This is a genomic window from Halomonas profundus (genome assembly GCF_020865425.1).
Lineage (GTDB): Bacteria > Pseudomonadota > Gammaproteobacteria > Pseudomonadales > Halomonadaceae > Vreelandella > Vreelandella titanicae.
In genome coordinates this window covers 3,981,016-3,999,662 of the sequence record NZ_CP086344.1, presented here as the reverse complement: position 1 = coordinate 3,999,662, position 18,647 = coordinate 3,981,016, and the positions used below count along the sequence as shown (strand labels likewise).

At 54.0% G+C, this 18,647-nt stretch carries 14 protein-coding genes; 3 read left to right on the top strand and 11 right to left on the bottom strand.

Features of this window, described 5'->3' with window-relative positions; all coding sequences use genetic code 11:
* Genes LMS44_RS18260 through LMS44_RS18225 form a run of 8 tightly spaced genes read right to left on the bottom strand, consistent with a single transcriptional unit; the run spans window position 1 to window position 5,681 of the window.
* Window positions 1-435, bottom strand: coding sequence for a hypothetical protein (locus LMS44_RS18260; protein ID WP_498945964.1), 435 nt, complete (start codon window positions 433-435; stop codon window positions 1-3).
* On the bottom strand, window positions 432-1,073 hold the full coding sequence (locus LMS44_RS18255) for an HI_1489 N-terminal domain-containing protein (RefSeq protein WP_498945962.1): 642 nt from the start codon (window positions 1,071-1,073) through the stop codon (window positions 432-434). Before LMS44_RS18255 ends, LMS44_RS18260 begins: the two co-directional genes overlap by 4 nt.
* Window positions 1,070-1,453 (bottom strand): hypothetical protein, encoded by a 384-nt coding sequence (locus LMS44_RS18250; RefSeq protein ID WP_498945960.1) that lies wholly within the window; start codon window positions 1,451-1,453, stop codon window positions 1,070-1,072. Before LMS44_RS18250 ends, LMS44_RS18255 begins: the two co-directional genes overlap by 4 nt.
* On the bottom strand, window positions 1,450-2,094 hold the full coding sequence (locus LMS44_RS18245; RefSeq protein ID WP_089691671.1) for a hypothetical protein: 645 nt from the start codon (window positions 2,092-2,094) through the stop codon (window positions 1,450-1,452). Before LMS44_RS18245 ends, LMS44_RS18250 begins: the two co-directional genes overlap by 4 nt.
* Window positions 2,095-2,096: 2 nt before the next feature.
* Window positions 2,097-2,816 carry a TniB family NTP-binding protein gene (locus LMS44_RS18240; RefSeq protein WP_498945958.1) on the bottom strand — a complete coding sequence of 240 codons (720 nt, stop codon included), beginning with the start codon at window positions 2,814-2,816 and terminating at the stop codon, window positions 2,097-2,099.
* Between the two features lie 41 nt (window positions 2,817-2,857).
* A complete protein-coding gene (locus LMS44_RS18235) occupies window positions 2,858-4,906 on the bottom strand; it encodes a transposase (protein WP_498945956.1) in 2,049 nt (682 codons plus the stop codon).
* The gene (locus tag LMS44_RS18230) at window positions 4,903-5,340 is read right to left on the bottom strand and encodes a hypothetical protein (protein ID WP_498945954.1); all 438 of its coding nucleotides are present in this window, start codon (window positions 5,338-5,340) and stop codon (window positions 4,903-4,905) included. The genes LMS44_RS18235 and LMS44_RS18230 overlap by 4 nt, the downstream gene beginning before the upstream one ends.
* Window positions 5,341-5,342: 2 nt before the next feature.
* Entirely contained in the window at window positions 5,343-5,681 is a 339-nt protein-coding gene (locus tag LMS44_RS18225) for a helix-turn-helix domain-containing protein (RefSeq protein ID WP_278369861.1), read from the bottom strand.
* 210 nt (window positions 5,682-5,891) lie between these two features.
* On the opposite strand from LMS44_RS18225, the gene LMS44_RS18220 reads away from it, so the two are divergent.
* Window positions 5,892-6,566, top strand: coding sequence for a LexA family transcriptional regulator (locus tag LMS44_RS18220; RefSeq protein ID WP_278369862.1), 675 nt, complete (start codon window positions 5,892-5,894; stop codon window positions 6,564-6,566).
* Window positions 6,567-6,956: 390 nt separating this feature from the next.
* On the opposite strand, the gene LMS44_RS18215 is transcribed toward LMS44_RS18220, so the two are convergent.
* The gene (locus LMS44_RS18215; protein WP_425336966.1) at window positions 6,957-7,148 is read right to left on the bottom strand and encodes a helix-turn-helix transcriptional regulator; all 192 of its coding nucleotides are present in this window, start codon (window positions 7,146-7,148) and stop codon (window positions 6,957-6,959) included.
* A 349-nt stretch (window positions 7,149-7,497) separates the two neighbouring features.
* A complete protein-coding gene (locus LMS44_RS18210; protein WP_498945951.1) occupies window positions 7,498-11,550 on the bottom strand; it encodes a tetratricopeptide repeat-containing protein in 4,053 nt (1,350 codons plus the stop codon).
* Between the two features lie 335 nt (window positions 11,551-11,885).
* Between LMS44_RS18210 and LMS44_RS18205 the strand changes: the two genes are divergently transcribed.
* The gene (locus LMS44_RS18205; RefSeq protein ID WP_172118870.1) at window positions 11,886-12,110 is read left to right on the top strand and encodes a hypothetical protein; all 225 of its coding nucleotides are present in this window, start codon (window positions 11,886-11,888) and stop codon (window positions 12,108-12,110) included.
* Window positions 12,111-12,635: 525 nt separating this feature from the next.
* Here LMS44_RS18205 and LMS44_RS18200 read toward each other — a convergent pair.
* Window positions 12,636-13,640, bottom strand: coding sequence for an integrase domain-containing protein (locus tag LMS44_RS18200; protein ID WP_342411182.1), 1,005 nt, complete (start codon window positions 13,638-13,640; stop codon window positions 12,636-12,638).
* A 1,450-nt stretch (window positions 13,641-15,090) separates the two neighbouring features.
* Between LMS44_RS18200 and hsdR the strand changes: the two genes are divergently transcribed.
* The gene (gene hsdR, locus LMS44_RS18195) at window positions 15,091-18,618 is read left to right on the top strand and encodes a type I restriction-modification system endonuclease (protein WP_498945948.1); all 3,528 of its coding nucleotides are present in this window, start codon (window positions 15,091-15,093) and stop codon (window positions 18,616-18,618) included.
* Window positions 18,619-18,647 lie beyond the last annotated feature (29 nt).

Sequence of the window (18,647 nt, the reverse complement as noted above, 5' to 3'; positions counted from 1 at the left end):
TCAGGCTCCTTTACGGGCTTGCTTGCGTACAAAATTGGAGGTGCCGCGATTCATTCCACGGTTGTGTCGGTGGTGGCGCATCGGCTCAAAAGCGGCACCATTGCGCTGGCTCAATTGGCACACTTCGCGCTCGGACTGGGCCACTTCGTCACGCCACTGATCAAGCAGGTCGCGCCAGTCCCAGCCTGCGGCTTGGTTCTCGCAGCTATCGGTGGTGCCTTCGGCCACAGGCGCTAGGCCGGTATCCCAGCGCTGCCAAATGCGCAGCACGGCGGCTTCTTGCGCGGGTAGCAGTGGCTCTGGCTCCAGCGCTAGGCGCTCAAACTGATGCGGGTTGATCAGGTACTGGGCTAGGTTTACCCCATGGCGCGCCATGCGCAGGGCGATGAAGCGATCGGCGTAGTGCTCGATGTGGGCGTCGCTGTAGGTTCTCATTGCTGGTCTCCCTGGTTGGCGGCACCTTTCAGCAGCTCCGATAGGCGCTTAGGTGCGTTGGCTTGCTCAACGGCTTTGGCGGTTTGAAGCTGGCTTTTTTTGCCGCTGGCCACCGTGGGTTTACGGTTGCCCATACGGGCATGCTCGGCTAACACGTCTTCGGTAGAGCGCTCGCGCAGCGCTGCTGCTGGGGCACGATTTGCGGGCTGTTTGGCACCACTGCGCGCCTGTTCTTCGCGCTGCTTTTCAACCTCACCGGCGTGGCGATCGGCACAGTTGGCGACGACTTCATACAGGTACCCATGGCCGCTTAGCGGTAGGTTGCTGGGTGGGCGCTCCAGCAGCTGATCCAGCGCCATGACCCACACCTTCAGCGGTGCTTCCCGCGTGACGCCTTTGCGCTCGATCACGCCGCTGTTTATCACTTCCTTTAGCTCGGTCAGCAGGCGGGCGCTTTTGGCGCTGGCTAACGACCGTGAGGCAGGTCGGAACATGCCGAGGTAGCGGACGATTCGGCTGCTCAACATAGCGGGCATTTCCAGTGCAGCGGCCAGCGCCTGGTTGTGTTCGCCCTGGGTCACGAACGCGGCCATGTCGCCGGTCATACCGCACTCGGGGCAGGTGGCTTTAAGGGTCATTGGTCTTCTCCCTGGCGGTCGGGGTTGTGCGGGCATGATTGGCAGTGACGCCACATGCGCATGGCCATGGGGTTGTGGGTGGGCGCTGGGCGTGCGCGGTAGTCGCGGCACTGCTCAACGCTGATGGTGAGTTGCTGCGCGGGGCATTGGAGACCGTCCAGAGCCAGCAGCACCTTCTTTTCGATGCTCTCGGTTGAGGGGCTGGGGTAGCGGTTGGCCAGTGCCAAAGAGACCGCTGTGCGCGAGACCCCAATACGCTCACCAGCCATCTTGCGATTGGTGGCGCGCACTTCATCGGCGAGCAGCAAGATCCAGCGGGGCGGTTCTTCGCCCCAGTTGGTTATGTCGACGGTACGGGTACGACGAATGACGGCGCTCATGGCTCACCCCCTTCGGTTTTGGTGACGCGGCAATACACCACTTCGCCGGTATTGGGGTCGTAGAGCTGCTTGGTGCGCTGGATCATGGGGGCACGGGGCCCCGTCCAGCGGCTCGACACCAGCCGGTAACGGGTCATTACACCGGGCGTCCCTGGGCGAATAATGGCGACGTACTCGGCAGCCGCCAGAAAGCGCAGGTATTCGTTGGCGGTGGTTTCGGCGATCTCTACCTTGGGCGTGGTGGCGGCGTCGGCCAGTTCACGGGCGGTGCAGTCGCCGACGATCTTGAGCGTGCGCCACATCTGTTCACGGCCAAGGCCACCGGTGGGCGTGGAGCCGTCTTTGCGCACACGCGGGGCTTCCACGCCAACGTCTTTAATAAGGGTGTACTGCACCGGCTCGCCGCTTTTGCGGGGCACATCAATACGGGCGAGGTAGCCGCCTTTTTCGAGGCCGTTTAGGTAGTCACGCACGCGGCCTTGTCTGACCGCATCGGGCATAAGTAGCGAGACTTCAACCGTCGTGATGGCAAGCCCCTTGGCGTGCATACCGCGTAGGGTTTCCCAAATAGCCTGGCGGTCGATGCGTGGTCCCTGGGCGTTGAGTTGGGGGGTACGTTTTGCCATGCCTGTCTTTGTCATGATTAGCCCCTCCGCGCCGGTGGCTGGCCGGTGTGGATCTCACGCTCGCCCCATTCCTGCAGGCCGACCATCGTCCAGCCGTTGGCGGTGGCCTCGCTGTGGATCTGGTAAAGGTTGACGGCAACGCGGCGCAGGCAGCCTTTTACACGGTCGTTAACGGCTTCAAGCAGGTCGTCGTCAATCTTAATATCGGGGTAGCTCTTGTCAGCAAGGGCGCGCACGTCATCCAGGCTGGCGGCCTGGGCGGGCACCCATTCCAGTACGCGGTTATGCAGGCGTTCCAAGCGGGCCATGCTGGCGGGCACGCGCTCTTCACCGATCAGAATTAGCGTGCCTTGGCTGGCGTTATAGATGTCCGTTAAAACGTTGGCGGCGGCTTTGTCGATCACGTACTGGACGTCATCGACAATCAGCGGGCGGCCTGAGCGTGAGAGCTGCTCAGCGATCTGGTCGACCATCTCGCTGAGCGTTTTCATAGGGATAATGCCCATCTCGCGCAGCACGGCGACAACAAAGGCTTTTTTCGTCCAGCTTTCACGGCACTCGACGTAGTAGGCGCGGTGCAGGTTGGCGGCATAGGCCGCTGCCAGGCTTTTGCCGTAGCCGCTGGGGCCATACATGACCACTAAGCCAGGCAGTTCTGGCGGGCGGTTGGCGGCGCTTTCAACGGCAGCGGCGAGTAGCCCGACGTTAGTGAGTGGTACAATGGTGTTGACGCTCATAGTGCTTCCTTATCCAAGGTTGGGGTGTCGTGGGCCGTGGTCTAGACGGCCCGTCGGTTGCGGGCGGGTGACAGCCCGTCCGCATCCATTACTTTCGCGATAGCGCGAAAATCGTTGTGATGCTGGTAACGTTCGTGCCAGTTGCGTGCCGCTTCCGGCACTTCCTCTTCTTGCTGAAGTTGGGCATCCAGCTTTTTCCAGAGCCGATAACGCTCCATCTTGTTTTGGGGTATCTGAAAGCGTGTGCCTTGATCCGCCAGTTGCTTGGCGTAGGCGCGGCCTGCGGCTGCCTGCTTTTCGTCTGAATAGCTGGCGGCGGGTGTAATAGCGCGGATTTCGACATCGGTGCCGGTGATGGTTTTCGCCTTCTGCGCCAGACGGTTGAGCTGGCCTTTTTCGCGTTTCTCGGCAGCGCGCTGGATCATGGTTGGCGGCATGGCGGGGGTGGCGTTGCCGTCGAGAATGGCGTCGCCCAGGTGTTCGCCTTCCAGGGTGTAGACGCCGACGCTGCCGGTGTCGCGGTAGTCCCAGGCAACGCGGATCTCTTCGCCGTGCATGTCGCGCAGTGCATCCAGGAAGTAGATGCCGCCGTTGATGCGTACTTCGCCACGGTTGGTTTTGCGCACTTCCTGCGGGCGCATGAGAGAAGCGACTACATCGGAAGGCGCGGTCAGCGCTTCAAAGCCTTCGGCCTCGGCACTTTTCCAAGCTTCCATGGGGCTTTGATTGCGCAGCCTGCCGGTGTCTAAATCGCGCACTTTGGAAAGCCCTTTATGCGGGCGATGGTTATAGACGTTTAACGCCTCGTTTAAGGAATCAAAGAACTCCTGAAACGTGGGTATTAGCGCGGGCTTTAACCCCTTTTTAATATCGCGGCGGCTTAACTTGTGCGCCTTGGTAGACGCTTCTTTATCCATATCCGCACCGATATAGCTGTCCATGGTTTTAGCCAGCTTTACCAAGGTGCTTTGGTGGGCGCGCTCAATGACGCCGCGTGCTTGCGAGTTATAAGGCAGCGAGTGGGTAATGGTGCCGCCCAGGCGGTCGACCACTTCATAAACAGTGGCGTTGTCAAAGCCGCTGCCGTTATCGACGTAAAACAGGTTGAACATGCCCACACGGCTGACGGCATCGCGCAGTGCATCCAGCGTGGCCACGGTCGACTCGGCAAGGTTGAGGGCGAAGCCAACGATCCGGCGCGTTGCCCAGTCGATGATCAGCGTGACTTCTGGCCTAAACGCTTGGCCCGTCAGCGGGTTAATCACTTCGGCATCAAAGGTGTGGCCATCCGCGACCCACACATCGTTCGGCCATAGCTCAGCACTGGTGCGGCGCTTGAAGGGCTGGAGTGCTTTCAGCTCATGGGCGCCCATGCGGCCACGTTCCCGCGCTTCTGGTGATAGCTTGGCAAGCCACCGCCGCACCTGGTGTATAGAGGGGTGCGGTGGCTGGGTCTGTTCGACCAGCAACTGATAGGCAGCTTCAACGCTCGGCTTCTGCGGCTTCTGGTAGCGCTTGAGAAAATCACCGGCCCAGGGCGGCATGCTCATGTCCGCTTGGCGGCGCTTAGGTGCTAGGCCACGTTCACCGTGCTTGCGGAAGTCAGCGATCCAGCGCTTTAAGGTGCGTTCGCTTAGGTTGCGCGTCTCTGTCTTGCGGTCGTTGGCCAACACCACCCGTTCTTTCAGGTACAGCGTTAGATCGTCCTCTTTGGCGTGGGCAACTAACGTCTCGATGGCGCGTTGCTGGCTGACCATCTTGCTCATACGCTCGATCTCGCGAACGAACGCCACACGGGCGGTCATCACTTGGCGCTGGGCATCGGTTAGCTGCTGCTGGCCTGGGCGCTGCTCTTCTGGCTGCGGCGCTATGGTGCTGGCTGGTGTAGGTGCGGCGTTATCTGCCTGTGCCAAAAGCAGTGCGTTTTGGGTTTCAGTGGGTAGAACGGCGAAGGCGTATTCGTAGCCACCGCCGCGACCCATGCGCTTCTGTGCTTCCCAGCCTTGGGTCGTGGCCTTGCGGATAACGCCACTGATTGATTGGGGCATGCCGGGCAAGCCCGCTAAGTCTTTGGCGGTGTACCAGTTCATTGGTCATCCCCCATCAAGCGCTTCAGCTCTTTCATGTCGCTTCTGAGCTTTTCCATCATCTGCTGGCGTTTGCCGTACTCGGCGGCAAGTGCTTCACGGCCATAGGCCACTCGCCCACCACGCAAGTGAACGATCCAGTCGGTAAAGGCGTGGCTTTGGCACACTTCCTCAAGGAGCGGAATACGATAGAAAGGGATGTTGTGGTCGCTCCGTGCAGGGCTAGACCACGCATCTAGCATGTGCTTGGAAACGTCATCGCCAGAGAAACGACTCATTTGTGCAGCTACTTCGTAGCGGTCAACGGGGCAATCCTTTAGCACCAAACCCACTAGCTCGCTGACTTGAGCGGCATAGTTGCCGCTTCCTGGGGCAGGAACGACCGGCACCGGCACCTCAAAGATGTCTAATGTTTGGGTATCTTTGACGCGCTTCATGGCTATGCCTCCCGCGCCATTTGACGATGCGCGTTAGCGTTAGAGCGGCTATCATGCATACTTGATATTGATGCGCTCTTTTCTGCTCGATTAGGGCGCTCTCGACATGGTGTGCCGTTTGGGTTCCAGCGCTCTGGCCAAATAACTTGTGGGGTTAGCCCAAGCTTTTTGGCGATAGCGCGTTCCATGCGTGGGTAAGGGGTGTATTTCACCAACTGCACCGCGTTGCCGGTGACGCCCAGCTCATCGCTTAGTTTGCGCAGGCTGCAACCCTGGCTGCGGAGTTGGTATTTCAACCACTCCCAGCGCTGGGAAGGATTGATAGGAATTTCGTTATTCATGGCGTCACCTCGGTGGCGTTTTTTGGGGTGTCTAACCTGTCTTTCCCCATAAACATATCGCCAAATAGTTTTGCTTTCAAGCCAAATTTGATCGGCAAAAGTTGCGATAGTGAGCCAAAAGGTTTTTGTTGATTTTTATATCTTGTTTATCAATGAGTTATAGAAGTTTTGCGGTGTGATTTTAATTTAAGAGAGAGCGCAAAAGTTAATATGACAAACTTTGACGGATTCAGTGAGCGCTTGAAGATCGCCATAAAAGGCGAGTCATCCTACGGATTCGCCAAAAAGTGCGGGTTCTCGGAGAGTTTGATCAGAAAGTATTTATCAGGAGCTTCAGCGCCAGGGCTGGAAAAGGCGGTCATTATTGCCGAAGCTGCGGGCGTTTCATTGGACTGGCTGGCAACAGGTAAAGGCGAGACAGGCACAGGCACTCAGGCTGCAAAACAGAAGCCTGATGAAGTTGTCGGTATGGAAGACTACGCATTCGTGCCGCTGTATGACGCCCAGTGCAGCGCGGGTGCGGGCGCCTGGAACGAGAACTGCCGTGTGCTGACGCATATCTCATTCACGCGCTACTCGCTGCGCAAGCAGGGGCTAACGCCGGAGCACCTTTCAGCGATCCGTATTGATGGGGACTCGATGGAACCAGTGCTTCACAGCGGCGACACGGTGCTGATCGATCACACCAGGACGACGATTGAAGGTGAAGGTATCTATATATTGCGGCTGGATGGACATTTATACGCTAAGCGGCTGCAGCGTAACTTCGACGGTGTGAGCGTAATCAGCGCAAACAGCGCCTACGACAAGGTGACAGTGCCGCGTGACCGTTTGCATGAGCTAGAGATTGTAGGGCGCGCCGTGTGGGCTGCTGGGTGGTTGTAAGGCAGTGCCAATTCCTGCGCAAAAAAACGCCGCTTCGGGTAGAAAGCGGCGTTTTCTTCTTTGTGGTGTATTTGGCACAAATGGTGCCTGATCTGCTGGCTCTGTATAATAGCGATGTTCTCGTAACCGATTGAATTTATTTTGCTAAATCTCGCCGTTTCATCCCAGGTTATCCCTATTTGTTGTTTATAGTCCCACATTAGACCGTTGTGCCATATCTCCTGCTAACCCACACTGATAAGACCGCCTCGCAATGCGTGCCTTCTGTTCAGTATACCGACCGCGTAGCCAAAAAAGGTTGTCCATGAGAGAGCTCGGCGGGGTGACACACAAAAAAAGGGCTGCCAGCGCAGCCCTTATCAGCAGATATTTTCTCGGTCGCCGTTATGCCTAGCCGAGCGCCGCGTCGGCGATTAACCCTCTTTCGTAAGTCTGGATATCTTCTTCGCGCCACCGCGTACAGCGAGCACCCAGATAGATTGGTGAGGGGATCTGACCTTCACGTTTCCAACGCCAAATGGTCGCCTTTGAAACACCAAACCGAGAGGCCAGGTCCGCAGCTGACAGGTATTTTGCAAGCATGTGTATCTCCACGTCACAGTAAGCTTACCTGTGACTTTAGGAAATTCGGGTGCGCAGCAGTTGCGTCTAATTCCTTGAATACGGGGGTTAGACCTTTTAGGGCATATTCTTGGCAGCCATATTTGGTTTTCCGGTCCGATCCCGACGCTAAAGGGTGGATATATTCTGGCGGCCTAGCGGTTCCTCAAAAAACAACAATTAGTGGCCTGGAGAGGCCTTGCTGGATCCGGTTTCTTTGATAGTTTGGATTTGCCTCGCGTGGGGTAGTTCAAAAAGGATGAAGTTTATGAAATGGCGTAGGTGACCTGCTCCCAAATCAATAAACCAGCGTCGTCTCGCTAGTAGGCAATTAACTCGGGATGTCTCGCGAGCGAAGTAAGTTGATTAGATCATTCGTTTTATAGGTATCTGCATGTTCTGGCCCCAGCACCCGTTGCTGGTACTCAAGAAGTACATCGAAATGTGTCAAGGCCTTAGGGATGTCACCGGATATCGCCAGCAGGCAAGCTATGTGGTTGTGGGTGTTGAGAACGTGTGGATGTTCAGGCCCCAGCACCCGTCGCTGGTTCTCAAGTAGTACCTCGAACTGCGTCAGTGCCTGTAGAGTCTCCCCGGATCTCGCCAGCAGGGAAGCTATGTGGTTGTTGGTGTCAAGCACAAGTGGATGATCAGGCCCCAGCACCTGTTGCTGTTTCTCAAGCAGCACCTCAAACTGCTTCAGGGCCTGTGAGATCTCCCCGGTTCTCGCCAGCAGGGAAGCGATCTGGTTGTGGGTATTGAGTATGTGTGGGTGTTCTGGCCCCAGCACCCGTTGCTGGTCGTCTAACAGCGCCTTGAATTGCGTTAGGGCTTGTGGGGTCTGCCCGGACTCCCCCAGCAAAGAAGCGATATTGTTTCGGGTGTTGAATACATCTAGATGGTCTGGCCCCATTACTCTCTGTCGATCCTGCAGCAGCGCCTCGAACCGTATCAGGGCTTGTGTGCTCTGTCCTGATTCTCCCAGCAAGAAAGCGATGTTGTTGCGGGTGATGAACGCATCTGGATGGTCTAGCCCCAGTATCTGTTGCTGGTCTCCCAGCAGCGCCTCGAACTCTATCATCGCCTGAGCGATCTGCCCGGACTCCCCTAATAAAGAAGCGATATTATTGCGGGTGACGAGCACACCTGGATGGTCCAGTCCCAGTGTCTGCTCTTGGTCTTCCTGAACCTCCTTGAGCTGTGTTAATGCTGGTAAGATCTGTCCGGATTCTGCCATCCAATGTGCGATGTTGTTGCGGGTGAGAAATACGTCTGGGTGGTCTAGTCCCAACATCTGTTGCTGGTACTTCAACAGTCCCTCAGAGATTTTCAGGGCTTGTGAGATTTGTTTGGACTCTCCCAGCCAGTACGCGATGTTGCAGCGGGTGATGAGCACATGGGGATGGTTGGGTTCCAGCACCCGTTCGCGGTCTTTTAGCAACGCGTCGAACTGGACCAAAGCCTGTTTGATCTGTCCGGATTCTCCCAGCAAAGAAGCAATGTTGTTGCGGGTAGTGAGCACGTCTGTATGGTCGGGTCCAAGCACCTGCTCCCGCTCCTCTAGCAGCGTCTCTAACTGTACTAGGGCCTGCGAGATTTTTCCGGACTTAGCCAAGCACTGAGCTACCTTGCCACGAGTGTGGAATACGTCTGGGTGTTGGGAGCCCAACACCCTTTGCTGGTCATCCAGTAGTGCCTCTAACCGTATCAAAGCCTGTTTGATCTGTCCGGATTCTCCCAGCAAAGAAGCGATGTTGTTGCGGGTAGTGAGCACTTCAGGATGATCGGGTCCCAGAACCAGCGTCCGAGCTTCTAGCAACGTTTCTAACAGTTCCAATGCCTGTGAGATATGCCCTTGCTCTCCCAGCAAAGCAGCTATGTTGTTGCGGGTGGCGAGCAAGTCAGGATGGTCTGATCCCAACACCCTTCGCTGATCCTGCAGCAGACCCTTAAACTTTTTGAGGGCCTGCGAGATCTGTCCGGATTCACCCAGCCAGGTAGCGATAGCGCTGCGAGTACCGAGCACCTCTGGATGGTCAGGTCCCAGCAACTGTTGTTGTTCCTTTAGGAGCGACTTGAACTGCGTAAGCGCCTGAGAAATCTGTCCAGATTGTGCCATACGAAACGCTATGTTGCCGCGTGTGACGAGCAAGCCAGGATGGTCTGGCTCAAGTATCCGTTGCTGGTCCATCAGTAACGCTTTGAACTGTATTAAGCTTTGTGATAACTGGCCGGATTCTGCCATCCAAAATGCTATGTTATTGCGGGTGGTTATCACAGATGAATGGTCTGGTCCCAGCAATCTTTCCTGGTCCTTAATCAATGCTTCGAACTGTTTCAACGATTGTGAGATCTGTCCAGACTTAGCCAGCCAAGAAGCGATGTTGTTGCGGGTAGTTAGTACATCTGGATGGTCAGGTCCTAGCACTCGTTCGCGATCTTTCAGCAGTGCCTCGAAAAATAACAGAGCCTGTTTAGTTTGTCCGGATTTACCCAGTAAATAAGCGATGTTGTTACGGGTGGCGAGCACGTCTGGATGATCTGGTCCAAGCACTAGTTGCTGATCCTTCAACAATACATTGAACTTTGCCAGAGCCAGAGATATCTGGCCCGAATCTGCAAGCGCTGAAAAAAAATCATGACGCGCGATTAACAATTCGACGTTATTTTGATTAATCGAAAATAACTCAATGAACTTCCCTAGCTCAATGAGCGTCGGTAGCTCTCGTGGGAAAACTCGCAGTGACTGCTGTAGACAGCGAATGGCTCGCAAAGCATCTAGATCATTGGTTTTGCGTTCTTTATATAGTGCCAGTATCAGCCAAGCGCAATGTTGGTCTTCCGCATTGAATTCCGCCAGATCACGCTTTGTGACTGCTGCAGCGAGCTGTGCCAGGAACTCATCAATCTGTATCTCAAAGAAGTATTCCTCAACCGACTGCCTGGCAATTGCAAGTTGATCTGGCTCATTGAAGCGACGCGACCAAGACTCCACGGTTCGCACCCAACCGTGAGGGAGGGAATCCTGATCGAGCGGGTGAACAAAGAGCGCCGCATCAATCATTTTATCGCAGGTCTGAATCACGCTCAGAGTGATAGGGTGATGCCAGTCGGACCCGTTGTCGGGAATAGCCAGAGTAGCCAGGGCCATAACCTGTTGTGCGGCCAACGGCAGTTCGTCCCATAATTCCCGATACAGATCCTCAACGCGACGTGGCAGTGCCTCGATCTCCTCCTCGGATAAGGTCAGGCTACCGTCGGCGAAATGCCGCCGGTATTTCGGTAGCGTGCAAACCAGCTCCAACGGCAGAGGGTTGTTATAGCGAGCGGCCAAGCGTTCCAGCGTTCGTGGCTCGGCGTTGGGATAGTAAGAAAGGACAATATCTGCGAGGGCAGTCTTAGGCAGCGCGGCCAATGAGGCACCAGTGGGAAAGCCCGTAGGTGCGTCTTCATCATGTTGAAGACGAAGAATCCGGGAACGCAATCCCTCCTCGGACAAGAGCGGACCTAATCGATCTCTGGATGCCGCTTCTCCGGGCCAAGTCGTGGTGATCAGCATAACCGCCGAGCGTGCCCGGACAAGGCGCTCCAGCAATTCCTCGCACATGTCCGAAACGCGATGAAGGTCTTCGACGAAGACAATCACCGGCAAGCCGGGCCGCGCAAGGCGGGTAAGCATGTCCACTACACTTTCAACCAGGTCGTCGTCTTGTAATTTTTGTATTGCGCCGCTGGCGGCAACCGCCGAGGCACGTCGGTTAGACTCAGCCACACGATCCACCCCCCATCTGCCTAGCTTGACGACAAGCCCTATGGCGGGTACGGAAGCCTTCGCAACCTCCTCAACAATAAACGCTAGGCCTTCCCCGATCGCTGCTTCAATTACCTCTGACAAAACCGTTCGAGCTTGGCCAAGAGTTGGGAAAAGCCCCTTTCTCACAGATTGCAGGGCCGCAGCGGCGGCTTCCAAGTAAATCGCATGTGTCTTTAACTGTTGTAGATCTTCGAGGAGTGTTTGCGACGGGAGCCCGTTGCGGAGATCACATGCCATACCCAGCCACATGAACTCCGGCAGCGATTGGGGTTCTCGGTCGAAATAGCGAGGATCAGGGAACACGCGCTTCCGTCGATCGCCGACCTCGAAGCCATGCACGTCGCTCGCTCCTAGGATTGTTTCGGGCCAGTAGTGGTTCGATTGGCGTGCCGCCAGTCTGGCATAGAACTCTTGCACGACCCTGGTCTTACCCCAGCCGGATGGTGCCTCCAGTGAGACCCAGCGCGGTTCGCCGGTCGAATTCATCTCATCAAGTATATCGACAAGACCATCAACGACGCGATGCCTTGAATCGCCGACAAAAGGTGGTTGGCTGAACGCTTCGGTCATACTTGGGCCGAGCCTCCATACGAAGTTGGCATCAAAAAAACGTTGATGAAGTGTCGATTCCTAGCAAAGTAGCGATCCTGCAATAGCTTAGTATGGGGCTGTGGTTTCTATAGCATAGTCAATCTTTCGGGGGGAGACGTCTCTGCCGATAGCCGAGAATATAAGTCCTTATTTCTCTACGGTCTGGTTCAAACTGTAAAGAAGCACTGGCTAAGTTTCTCGCCTACTTTTTTCTCATTAAAAAAGAATTTAATGCCCTTGTAGGGCCTTGCTGGATCCGGTTTCTTTGATAGTTTGGATTTGCCCAAGTGGGTATTTCAAACAGGATGAAATCTATGAAAATTCGTGAACTATTTTCTGCGTTGCAGAGCGGTAATCTTTCAGTGATCAATGAAGTAACAGACGTACTTAGTGAGCTGGCAGATGCTATCGATATGTTGCATATTGCTAATCCTTACGAGCAGATTGAAGTTTTGGAGCATATTAAAGGGTTAGACAATGAGGAACCCAATAACCTATTAGAAAAGATCGGTATGATTAAGAAAAATGAATGGTTCTGAGGAATGAACATGGCGCATTGTCAGTCGCGGAAGGCTGATAGTGCGTTATTTTTTTGAGTAGTGTTGCTTGCTCTTATGAATCAACCGGAACCTCCCTACTCACCCTGCTGCGCGAGATTAACAACAACGCCGAAAGTCTCTCGGCACTGATAGATAAACTAGGCGAACGGCACGAGCGCTAAACCATCCAGTATTTTGATGACCGCGAGCGGACAACAGACACGTCCCTGGGACGTCCTCCAGACGAGGCCTGCGCCATTCCCAGTGGTTTGAACCAATCCTGGTCCCGATCAAGAGCCTCAATCAACAGGCGGAGTGAGCTACGGTAATCTCTCACCGTTGATGGTTTGCACCAGTGCTCTAGAAGCCATGAACAATGTTTCAGCCGAATCTGTTGGGCGTGTTTAACTTCAGGGAACCGATTTTCGACAGCCAACGCCATCTTCTCGATACGATTCAAGTGCCGGCTTCGGGTCCTTTCAGCGCCGTCTTTGGCTTTGATGCGCTTATGTACATCGTTAAGATTCATGGCTTGGCTACCTCTACATCGCGATTGGTACGATCTCGCTTGCCAACATAGGATGACGCGACCGTTGGGCGTTTGTGACCGCCCTGATGCCCTACGACCTCTCTTCCTACCGAATCCGCTTCCCTGTCAAACGCTCCGGACTGCTTAAGTGGAGCCAACTGGCCGGACGTTCGCTCGTAAACCTCTATGAAATTTTCAGCCCGTAAGTCTTTAGGGCATTGAATTCCGACCTGTTTGAGAATCGGGCGCATGGGGTTGGCGTGCCGGTTAAGAAATTCTTTAAGGGAGTTGTTGCCGTCGATGAGACAACTGCCGGAATCGGAAATGGTGTGTAGTGCGTAATCAAGGGATTGCCATTGGACACTTTCAATCTGGATTCGCCGCTTTTCAGATTTAAATCCGCCTTTGGTACCATCCAGTATCCAGACGGCATTGTAAGTGTCAGCTTCAGCTTTCAATCGAGGAAGATCGGCAAGCGCGGCCTCCCGGAATCGCATACCAAAGGCACGCCATAGCAGAACCAACGATGCTCCCCGAAAATTGCCCTTGGCTTCTGCCAGCTGGACGGCTTCGATTACTTTGTCCCATGTTGCCAATGGTAAGCTCGTTCTGATGTATGAACGTTTGCCGACAACATCTGCAGGTGAAAGCCAAATTGCTTGGTCCTGGCGTACCGCACGCATTACGGTATTTAACGTCGAGACGAGATTTTGTGCATAGCTGACCTTCATATCACCTGACGCCACAGAGTTTGCGAGAGCCTCTGAGTATTCAATGGCATGCGCCAATGTGATTTTTCGCAGGTCCCGAATCGGTGGATCGAGTTCTGACAGCCAATCAAGGTAGTGCTCAAATCTGGAATGATGTGTAAAGCGCGTATAGTAGTGGTCACTCCCACCGTAAGCTTGTGCAAGAGCTACTTTCGCTGCATACCCAGGCTTATGTCCCAGGCCGAAATTCCGCTTCGTCCAGTTCCTGTTAAAGCGTTTCTGTTTCTTCATTTCTCAGTTTCCTAATCTATAAAACCTCTTTTGTCAGTGTGTGCAGCATAGTTGTGTGGCAAACCCCTCAGCATCTGGGGGCAGGGCCACTCGGTTTCCACACGCGTAGGCCCTGTCCCCGTACGCTGAGTCAGTTTTAACCATGTCCAGATCATGGCGCCGAGCCTCCGTTTGCGCTGCTGCATGCGCGATTGATTTTTCCTCACGAACCAGCGATACCATTTGGTCGGGGCGGGCTTCATGCAGTCGGCATGAATCGTGAGGTATGGGCACCTTTTTTAGTGGTGGCAGTGGGGCGAGAGCAAAGATTGGGTGGTGGCGATGATGACGCACCGCTGATTACGGGGTAATCCGCCCGGCCCGATAGGTTTCGTTCGGGGTTTCGTTGCTCGTGGCGTTGGAAAGAGCTGCCAGATGCCTGATAGCAGGCTGCAAACTCCATCCAAACCTAATGCATCTCAATTTTGATAAGGTTAAAAACCAGAAAGGAAAAACTGAGATATGTTGATTGCTACTGATGCCAAACTTGGCGTTTAAGTTGAAAAAACATGAGGACCTCGGTAGGTAGGGGCCCGCTAGGGGCATTGTTGAGCGGATCGGTTGTTCCGATTTTTTAAATGCTGTTTGTTTTATGGTCCCAGCTAGACGCAGCTGAGGCAGCGCCTCAATACATTTATATTGTCTGAAACGTTCTTACCGATGTCCAACAGGGTAAACGCAATTTCTAGGTGTTTAGCCGATGATCTGAGTTCGTGCGAATAGGGCAGGCAAACCCACCAGTGTACCCTTGTGTTACCACGCGCGTTTATGAACTTCGTTGCGGCGTTTGGGCACACTTCATGTTTACTAGCGGTAGAGTCATGGCATACAAGCACTGTTCCTCAACTTAAAAGACCGTACGGACACTGTTAGTTTCACCCCCGTTTTCCAAGCGGTTACTTACAGTATGTATATTTTTAGGAGTACCCATGTTGGCAAACAATTTGTAGTTGCCAAGTCACTCGAAGTGGTGTGTTGGGTTAGCTTTTGGCGGTTTTTGAGTCCCCTTAAACACTTGATTCTAAAAGTTACCACACCGGGGCAAAAGGCTTTACGAAGGTATAGTCGAAACGACAGTTCTATAACGAACCTTGCTCGTTACAGAATGCCGTAACTAAACATAGTTACGACCTATGAGGTACTAAAAAGTACACACAGTGTACTTTTCACGCACTTTTTTTAGATCAAATAAAGCCAGGTGATCTACGAGGTACTAAAAAGTACACTGTGTGTACTTTTGACGCCCAATTTTGCTTTTGGTGGCTCAATGCAACGCATCACTTCATCAATTCCATCTTCAGTCGTAATAGGGCTGCTCATTTCACCTTACCCTGATAAAGTCCGTAGATTAGCAAAACAATGCTGGGGGCTGAGCCTTCCGTCATGAATGCCATACGAAATGGAGCCATCTGTGCGAGTCAGCGATCAACCATCAACAAACTTCGGCTTCCTAGCCGAGCATGACGCGCTATTTGTGCAGTTGGGTTCAGCGGCAGAAGGGGCATTCGCCAGCGACCCCAACACCACGTTAATCAAGCTGCGCCAGTTGAGTGAGGCGCTTGCTCAGCACGTGGCGGCGTTATCAGGGATTGATTTCGATGACCAAACGAGCCAATCCGATCTTCTTTATCGCCTAAACCGCGAGATACGGCTTGAGTCTCAAGTACGAGAGCTTTTTCATACTCTACGTATAGAAGGCAATAAAGCGGCTCACCAGTTTCGCACTCGCCACAAAGAGGCTATGGATGGCTTGAAACTGGCCCGCGAACTGGCGATATGGTTCCATCGCTCGTTTGGCAACGCTGGCGCTGGATTCAAACCCGGTCCCTTCGTGCCACCACAAGATCCCAGTGCCCAGCTGCGCCAGTTGCAAGCCGATATCGAAAAGCTCCGTCATGACCTGCAAAATGCGAATGTCGAATTAAACAGCAGTCAGCAACTCAGCCAACTGATTGATAAAGAAAAGACCGAATACGAAGCCCTGGCAATGGCAATGGATGAAGAAGCTAGGGCGCTAGCAGAACAAGCCCGTCAGCATGAGGAAGCGCTGGCGCAACAGCAAGCGGCCTATGAAAACAAAATCAAAGCCCTGCAAAAGCAGCTCACGGAGCAAGACGAACAAACCGTTAATCGGCAGCGCCAGCAAGTTGCCAAGCAAACCAAAGCCGCCACCGATACCCTGGTACTGAACGAAGAGCTCACCCGAATCCTAATTGACCAGCAACTGGCTGAGGCGGGTTGGGAAGCCGATAGCCTGGAGATTACTTATCAAAAGGGTGCGCGGCCTGAAAAGGGAGCCTACCGCGCGATCGCCGAATGGCCTACGCAACACAACGGCAAAAAAGGCAGGGCTGACTATGTGCTGTTTGTGGGCCTTGCACCCATAGCGGTGGTAGAAGCCAAGAAAGAAAACACCAACGTATCCGGTAAAATTGACCAAGCAGAACGTTACAGTAAAGGTCTCAACGTTGCGGCACCTCTTGTGGGTGCCTGGGAACTTACCGGTCGCACTATTGCCTGGCCTGCAGATGACGGAAGCCACTATAAGGTGCCTTTCGTCTATTCCTGTAACGGTCGGCCTTACGTCCCTCAACTGGCCGAACAATCAGGTACCTGGTTTCGGGATGTGCGGGAGCCCAGTAATCTTCGTCGGGCACTGGCGCAATTCCACACGCCCGGTGGTTTGCTGGATTTACTTGAACGCGATAAAGAAAACGCAGAAAAGCTGCTTAAGAACGAACCCTTCGGTTATCTGAAACTACGCGACTATCAACAGAATGCTATCGCTGCGACTGAAAGTGCGCTGGCCCGAAACGTCCGTTCAGTGCTGCTTGCCATGGCCACCGGCACGGGTAAAACCCGCACCATCATTGGCCTAATGTACCGTTTTCTTAAAACCGAACGTTACCACCGCATTCTGTTTTTGGTCGACCGCACCGCGCTTGGGCAGCAGGCCATCGACGCCTTTAATGAAGCGCCTTTAGAGCAGAACCAGACCCTGAGCAAGATTTACAATGTTGCTGAACTGGGTGATATGGCGGCCGAGGCTGAGACCCGCGTGCAGGTCGCTACCGTTCAGGCCATGGTGAAACGTATCTTTATGAGCGATCAGCCACCGCCCATTGACCAGTTTGATTGCATCATTATCGACGAAGCCCACCGGGGCTATACACTGGATCAGGAAATGACCGATGGCGAGCTGGCTACCCGGGATGCCAGTCAATACATCTCCAGTTATCGGCGCGTGCTGGACTACTTCGATGCTGTCAAAATCGGCCTGACGGCCACCCCAGCCAGGCACACCAGCGACATTTTCGGCAAACCGGTTTTCACCTACTCCTATCGCGAAGCCGTGGCGGACGATTGGCTGATTGACCATGAGCCGCCGCTTCGCTATGAAACTCTGTTGACCAAAAACGGCATCCAGTTTGAAAAAGGTAAGCCAATAGAGGTGATCAACACCCAGACCGGAGAAGTGGATACTACGGAACTCGAAGATGAACTGAGTTTTGAGGTGGAGGCGTTTAATCGCCGGGTGATCAATGAAAACTTCAATCAGGTCATCTGCGAACAGCTGGCGAAGGAATTAGATCCCTTTGATGATGAAAAGGCCCTGATTTTCTGTGCCACCGATCTGCATGCGGATATGATCAAGCGGTTATTGGATGATGCCTTTAAAGAGCTCTATAACGGCAGCTACAACGAGGCCGCCGTGGCCAAAATTACCGGCAAGAGCGATAAGGTCGATCAACTGATTCGTCGTTATAAGAATGAGCGTTATCCCAGTATTGCCATTACGGTTGACCTACTGACGACTGGCATTGATGTACCCAAAATAAGTCACTTGGTGTTTATGCGTCGGGTACGCTCGCGCATCCTGTACGAGCAAATGATTGGCCGTGCCACAAGGCGTTGCGATGAGATCGGCAAAACCGTGTTCCGCATTTATGACCCGGTCGATATCTACGCTGCGCTTTCCGAGATCAATACCATGAAGCCCCTGGTGAGGGATCCCAACATCACCCTGGAGCAACTGGTCGATGAGCTGACCGACGAGAACCACCTAGAAGCGGCGCTAAATAGCCCGGGCGATCAGTTAGGGGAAAGCCAGGCTGATGTGGTGCTTAGCCAGCTCAGCCAGAAAGTCATGCGAGTACTGCGCAAGGCTGACAATAAAGCCGAAAGTCGCCCAGCACTGAAAAACAAGCTCGACGAACTGCATGAACTGTGGGGAGTCGAGCCGAAAAACCTGCACCAACATCTGCAGAAACTGGGTCCTCGCGAAGCGTCGATATTTATCCGCCAGCATAGCGGCCTGATCAATCAGCTTAGCCAAGTGAAAACACTGGTTGGCAGCGACAAAATGCCCGTGATTTCGCATCATGAAGACAAACTCATCCAGGAGCCCACCCAAAGCTACGGTGTGCATCAACGGCCAGAGGACTATCTGGACAGTTTCAATGCGTTTATCAAGGAGCAGGTTAACCAATCGACGGCCCTGGCCGTGGTCGTCAACAAGCCTCGCGACCTTACGCGCCAGCAACTCAAGGAAGTGAAAGTGCTGCTGGATAACCACGGCTACTCGGAAGCCAACCTGCAAAGCGCAGTGCGCAACCAGACCAATAAAGACATTGCGGCTAGCATCATCGGCCATATCCGCCGCGCAGCACTGGGCGAGCCTCTCAAGCCTTTTGAACAGCGTGTAGCTGAAGCCATGGACCGCATCTATACCCAGCACGATTGGTCAACGGCCCAGCGCAAGTGGCTAGACCGCCTAGCCAAACAGCTGGTGCACGAAGTGATCATCGATCGCGAGTTTGTAAATAATCGCTTTTCAGATGACGGTGGCTCAAAGCAGATGGATAAGGTATTGGGCGCGCAGCTTGATACAGTGCTAGAAGAGCTAAACGAAGCGGTTTGGCCAGAGCTGAGCGCGTGAGTGGTGAATGTTGATGGCATCGACATACA

Coding starts and splice junctions, on each gene's coding strand:
- LMS44_RS18260 (WP_498945964.1), bottom strand. CDS start 435: ATGAGAACCTACAGCGACGCCCACATCGAGCACTACGCCGATCGCTTC.
- LMS44_RS18255 (WP_498945962.1), bottom strand. CDS start 1,073: ATGACCCTTAAAGCCACCTGCCCCGAGTGCGGTATGACCGGCGACATG.
- LMS44_RS18250 (WP_498945960.1), bottom strand. CDS start 1,453: ATGAGCGCCGTCATTCGTCGTACCCGTACCGTCGACATAACCAACTGG.
- LMS44_RS18245 (WP_089691671.1), bottom strand. CDS start 2,094: ATGACAAAGACAGGCATGGCAAAACGTACCCCCCAACTCAACGCCCAG.
- LMS44_RS18240 (WP_498945958.1), bottom strand. CDS start 2,816: ATGAGCGTCAACACCATTGTACCACTCACTAACGTCGGGCTACTCGCC.
- LMS44_RS18235 (WP_498945956.1), bottom strand. CDS start 4,906: ATGAACTGGTACACCGCCAAAGACTTAGCGGGCTTGCCCGGCATGCCC.
- LMS44_RS18230 (WP_498945954.1), bottom strand. CDS start 5,340: ATGAAGCGCGTCAAAGATACCCAAACATTAGACATCTTTGAGGTGCCG.
- LMS44_RS18225 (WP_278369861.1), bottom strand. CDS start 5,681: ATGAATAACGAAATTCCTATCAATCCTTCCCAGCGCTGGGAGTGGTTG.
- LMS44_RS18220 (WP_278369862.1), top strand. CDS start 5,892: ATGACAAACTTTGACGGATTCAGTGAGCGCTTGAAGATCGCCATAAAA.
- LMS44_RS18215 (WP_425336966.1), bottom strand. CDS start 7,148: ATGCTTGCAAAATACCTGTCAGCTGCGGACCTGGCCTCTCGGTTTGGT.
- LMS44_RS18210 (WP_498945951.1), bottom strand. CDS start 11,550: ATGACCGAAGCGTTCAGCCAACCACCTTTTGTCGGCGATTCAAGGCAT.
- LMS44_RS18205 (WP_172118870.1), top strand. CDS start 11,886: ATGAAAATTCGTGAACTATTTTCTGCGTTGCAGAGCGGTAATCTTTCA.
- LMS44_RS18200 (WP_342411182.1), bottom strand. CDS start 13,640: ATGAAGAAACAGAAACGCTTTAACAGGAACTGGACGAAGCGGAATTTC.